The sequence below is a fragment of the Micromonospora echinofusca genome, from assembly GCF_017614955.1.
Taxonomy (GTDB): domain Bacteria; phylum Actinomycetota; class Actinomycetes; order Mycobacteriales; family Micromonosporaceae; genus Micromonospora; species Micromonospora echinofusca_A.
Window position 1 is genome coordinate 1 of sequence record NZ_WVUH01000428.1, and the last position, 5,186, is coordinate 5,186.

The 5,186-nt window shown below is 72.4% G+C and carries 2 protein-coding genes; both read left to right on the forward strand.

Features of this window, described 5'->3' with window-relative positions; all coding sequences use genetic code 11:
* A partial coding sequence (locus tag GSF22_RS30180) for an alpha-mannosidase (RefSeq protein WP_307804457.1) occupies positions 1-3,058 on the forward strand: 3,058 nt, incomplete at its 5' end.
* Between the two features lie 42 nt (positions 3,059-3,100).
* Positions 3,101-5,014: a hypothetical protein gene (locus GSF22_RS30185; RefSeq protein WP_208817313.1), complete on the forward strand. Its 1,914-nt coding sequence runs from the start codon at positions 3,101-3,103 to the stop codon at positions 5,012-5,014.
* The last annotated feature ends 172 nt before the right edge of the window (positions 5,015-5,186 follow it).

The window sequence follows — 5,186 nt, forward strand, 5'->3', positions numbered from 1 at the left end:
CCCCTCTCCCCCGGAGTTCCGGATGCACCGGTCGCTGTCCGACCTGACCGCGCGGATCGAACGCGCGCTCGACGAAAGGCTCGTCCCGGCCCTTTACCGGGACACCGCACCCGTACACGTCGAGGCTGCCCACCTGCCCGGTGAACCGGTGCCGGTGGGTGAAGGGCTGGCGCTGGCGTACGGCCCCTTCGCGGTGGGCCAGGCGTGGGGGCCTGCCTGGGGTACCACGTGGTTCCGGTTCACCGGTGAGGTGCCGGCCCGGATGCGCGGCGGGCGGGTGGAGCTCCTGGTCGACCTGGGATTCGAGCGGGCCGGGCCGGGATTCCGGTCCGAGGGTCTGGCGTACACGGCCGACGGGACGCCGATCAAGGGAATCGAGCCCCGGACGGCGTACGTGCCGGTCGCCCGGCCCGCCGCCGGTGGCGAGCGGGTCGAGGTGTACGTGGAGGCGGCCGCCAATCCGCGGTTCGACGGTAGTGTCTCTCCGCTCGGCGATCCGGACACGGTGCCCGACCGTCCGCTCTACCGGCTGGACCGGGCGGAGCTCGCGGTGCTGGACGAACAGGTGCACGCCCTGGTCCTCGACGTCCAGGTGTTGCACCAGTTGGCGTTGGAACTGGCCGAGACGGACCCCCGGCGGCACGAGATCCGCCGCGCCCTGGAGCTGATGCTCGACGAGCTGGACCCCGCCGACGTCTCCGGTGGTGCCGTCGCTGCCCGCGCCCGACTGGCCGGGGTGCTCGCCTCCCCTGCCGTGCCGAGCGCCCACCGGGTCACCGCCGTCGGGCACGCCCACATCGACTCGGCCTGGCTCTGGCCGGTACGCGAGACCATCCGCAAGTGTTCCCGGACCTTCTCGAACGTGGTGGCCCTGGCGGACGAGTACCCGGCGCTGGTGTTCGCCTGTTCCTCGGCGCAGCAGTACGCGTGGCTGCGGGAGCACCACCCGAAGGTGTACCGCCGGGTCGCGGAGAAGGTGGCCACCGGGCAGTTCCTGCCGGTGGGTGGCATGTGGGTGGAGTCGGACACGAACATGCCCGGCGGTGAGGCGCTGGTGCGTCAGTTCACTCAGGGCAAACGGTTCTTCGCCGCCGAGTTCGGTGTCGAGCCCCGGGAGGTCTGGCTGCCCGACTCGTTCGGCTACTCGGCGGCGCTGCCGCAGCTCGCCCGGCTGGCCGGGTTCCGCTGGTTCCTGAGTCAGAAGATGTCCTGGAACCAGACGAACCGGTTCCCGCACCACACCTTCTGGTGGGAGGGCATCGACGGCAGTCGGGTCTTCACCCACTTCCCGCCCGCCGACACGTACAGCGCGGAACTGTCCGGCCGGGAACTGGCGTACGGGGTGCGGAACTTCGCCGAGCACGGACGGTCGACCGTGTCGTTGCTGCCGTTCGGCTACGGCGACGGCGGTGGCGGCCCGACCCGGGAGATGCTGGAGACGGCCCGGCGGGTGGCGGACCTGGAAGGCTCGCCCCGGGTCGCCATCCGCACGCCTGCGGAGTTCTTCGCCGAGGCGGAGCGGGAGTACCCGGACGCCCCGGTGTGGAGCGGTGAGATGTACCTGGAACACCACCGGGGCACCTACACCAGCCAGTCGGCGATGAAACGCGGCAACCGGCGTACCGAGCACCTGCTGCGGGAGGCCGAACTGTGGTCGACGACTGCGGCGTTGCGGACGGGTTTCGGCTACCCGTACGCCGAACTCGACGCGATCTGGCAGGAGACGCTGCTGCTCCAGTTCCACGACATCCTGCCCGGCAGTTCGATCGCCTGGGTGCACCGTGAGGCGCGGCAGACGTACGCGAAACTCGCGGACCGGCTGGAACGGGTGATCGACGCGGCGCTCACCGCCCTGACCGGCACCGGGTCGACGCCGCTGGTGGCGAACGCCGCGCCGCACGAGCGGGACGGTGTGCCGGCGCTCGGGGTGGCGGTGGGTGGGGACAGTGTCGCGCCGGACGTGTCGGTCCGGTCCGGTCCGGACGGCACGGTGCTGGACAACGGTCTGCTGCGGGTGTGTCTCGGCCCTGACGGGACGGTGACCGCGATCCGCGACCTGGTCGCCGACCGGGACGTGCTCCGGCCCGGCACGGCGGCCAACCTCCTGCAACTGCACCCGGACACGCCCAACAGGTTCGACGCCTGGGACATCGACGCCTTCTACCGCCACCGGTGCCAGGACCTGACCGGGGTCACCGCGCTCGTGGTCGAGGCGGACGGTCCCCGGCAGGCCCGGGTCCGGGTGACCCGCCACCACCGGAACTCGGCGTACGCGCAGACCGTGTCGCTCGCGGCCGGCGAGCGGGTCCTACGGTTCGGCACCGAGGTGGACTGGCACGAGCAGGACACCCTGCTCAAGGTCGCCTTCCCGGTCGACGTGCAGGCAGCCTGGTCCAGTGCGGAGATCCAGTTCGGTCACGTCCAGCGGCCGACCCACACCAACACCTCGTGGGACGCGGCGAGGTTCGAGATCTGCGCGCACCGCTGGCTGCACGTCGGGGAGCCGGGGTACGGGGTGGCGCTGGTCAACGACGGCACGTACGGCCACGACGTGACCCGTCAACCGCCCGGTGACGTGCAGGGGGCGCAGCCGACCACGGTACGGCTGTCCCTGCTGCGCGGCCCCCGCTACCCCGACCCGAACACCGACCAGGGTGCGCACCGTTTCGGGTACGCGCTGGTCTGCGGCGCGCAGATCGCCGACGCGGTACGCGAGGGTTACCGGGCGAACCTGCCGGTCCGTCGGCGCCTGGGCGCACGGCCGGTCGCTCCGCTGGTCGAGGTGACCAACCCGGCCGTCGTCGTGGAGGCCGTGAAGCTGGCCGACGACCGGTCCGGTGACGTGGCCGTCCGGCTCTACGAGGCGCTCGGCGGGCGGGCCCGTACCCGGCTCACCGCGTCGTTCGAGGTGTCCGAGGTGCGGGTGGTTGACCTGCTGGAACGGGACAGTGCCGAGATCGGCGCGCTCGCCCCGGTCGCGGTTGCCGGCAACACGCTGGATGTCGCCCTGGGGCCGTTCCAGGTCGTCACGCTGCGGCTTCGCCCGGCGCAGCGCTGATCCCGGCCGTCAGGCACACCGCACCGCGAGGAGACACGTCCCATGCCGCTCGTCCAGGCGCCCGGCAGCCACACCGTCACGACCGCCGGCTACCAGTTGCGGCTGCAGGGTGGGCAGCCCGTAGCGGTACTCGCCGCACCGGACGGCCGGATCTGGTCCCGGTTGAGCCTGCTCGCTTCGCTGGACCACACCGATCTGACGGACGAGTCGTTCGACATCGGCGAGCCACGGTTCTCCCCGGGCCGGTGCAACGGCGAGGACGTGATCGAGATCGAGGTGTCCTGCCGGAGCACCGCCTGGTCGGCCAAGTCGGTGCTGTTGCGCTGCTTCGACGACCGGATAGAGACGGTGGTACGCGTCAGGGGCACCGGCACGCTCGGCGAGGTACGGCTACTGGGTGGCCGGGCGTTCCTGCCCTCCGGGGCGTGCGGGACGTTCCGCTCCTCGACCGGGTTCGCTTCGGTGTTCAACCCGACGCCGACCGAGCCGGTCCAGGTGGTGAGGCCCGCGTCCGCCGGCGCGGCGCTCGGGATCGTCGGCGACGCGTCCGCCGGACGGTTGCACGGCATCTTCTCCCCGCCGCCGCTGTGCCTGGCGTTCGGCCGCGAGTCGGCCGCACACGCCACCCACGTGCCGGACGGCGACTGGCTTTCCGTCGGCGTGCTGGCCGCCGTCGACGACCTCCGCTTCACCGAACTGCGGTACGACCCGTTGGACGACGGGTTCCTGCTCGTACTCGACTACGACGGGCACACCACCGTGGACGACAGGTTCACGAGTCCCACGCTGGTGCTGCGGCCGGTCACCGACCCGTGGCGCGCGCTGGAGCGGTACCGGGAGGACCTGGTGAGGCGGGGTTTCGCGCCGGCCCGGCCCGCCGCCACGCCCGCCGCGTGGTGGACCGAACCGGTCTTCTGCGGTTGGGGGGCGCAGTGCGCCGCCGCCCGGGTACCCGGTCAGCCGTCGGCTCGTCCGGGCCACCTGGCGGAACCCGGCCCGATCGGTGGGCCGGAGGTGCTGCCCGGCGCAGCCGACCTGTCGTGTCAGGACCGGTACGACGGTTGGCTGGGCCGGTTGGCCGCGCACGGGGTCGTGCCGGGCACCGTGGTCGTCGACGACCGGTGGCAGTTGGCGTACGGGACCGGCGAGCCGGACCCGCAGCGCTGGCCGGACCTGCGCGGCTGGATCGCCGGACGGCACGCCGCCGGTCAGCGTGTCCTGCTGTGGTGGAAGGCGTGGGATCCCGGCGGACTACCCGTGCCGGAATGTGTGACCGACCCGGCCGGGACACCCGTGGCTGCCGATCCTGGCAGTCCCGCGTACCTCGATCACCTGACCGGGCTGGTGGCGCGGCTGCTCGGCCCGGACGGCCTGGACGCGGACGGCTTCAAGATTGACTTCACCCAACGCGCGCCGGCCGGACGTGGGCTGCGCCGCCCCGGGGCCACGCCGGACGCACCGTGGGGGATCGCGGCGCTGCACCGTATGCTGGCCACGTTGTACCGGGCGGCGAAGGCGGCCAAGCCGGACGCCCTGGTGGTCACCCACACGCCGCATCCTGGCTTCGGTGATGTCTGCGACATGATCCGGCTCAACGACATTCTCGACCGCGACCCGCGCGGCGTGGTCGTCCCCGCCGTGGACCAGCTCGCCTTCCGGCGGTCCGTCGTCGGGGCGAGCCTTCCCGACCATCTCGTCGACACCGACCAGTGGCCCATCGCGGACCTGACGCAGTGGCGGCCGTACGTGGTGATGCAGAGCCGACTCGGCGTTCCCGCCCTCTACTACGCCGAGCGCCTCGACAGCTCCGGCGAGGAGCTGACCGGCCAGGACCTGGCACTGGTCGCGTCGACCTGGTGTGACTACCGGGCCGGTCGGGTACCGGCGGCCCACGGGCGCGGTCGGCCGGCCCTTCCGGTGCAGACCGACCCGCCACGGGTGGAGACGGCCACCTGACGGGTTGACGGGATCGTTGCACACCTCGTACGGACGACTCGACCTCGCCCACGTACCCCAGTCGGATGCCCTCGCCGGCTGCGACCTGCCCGCTTTGTCGACCACGGTGATGGCGTGCTTCGTCCGCTGCCCACCCGACGGGCTGCTGGGGCCTGGCGGACCCGGGGTGGAG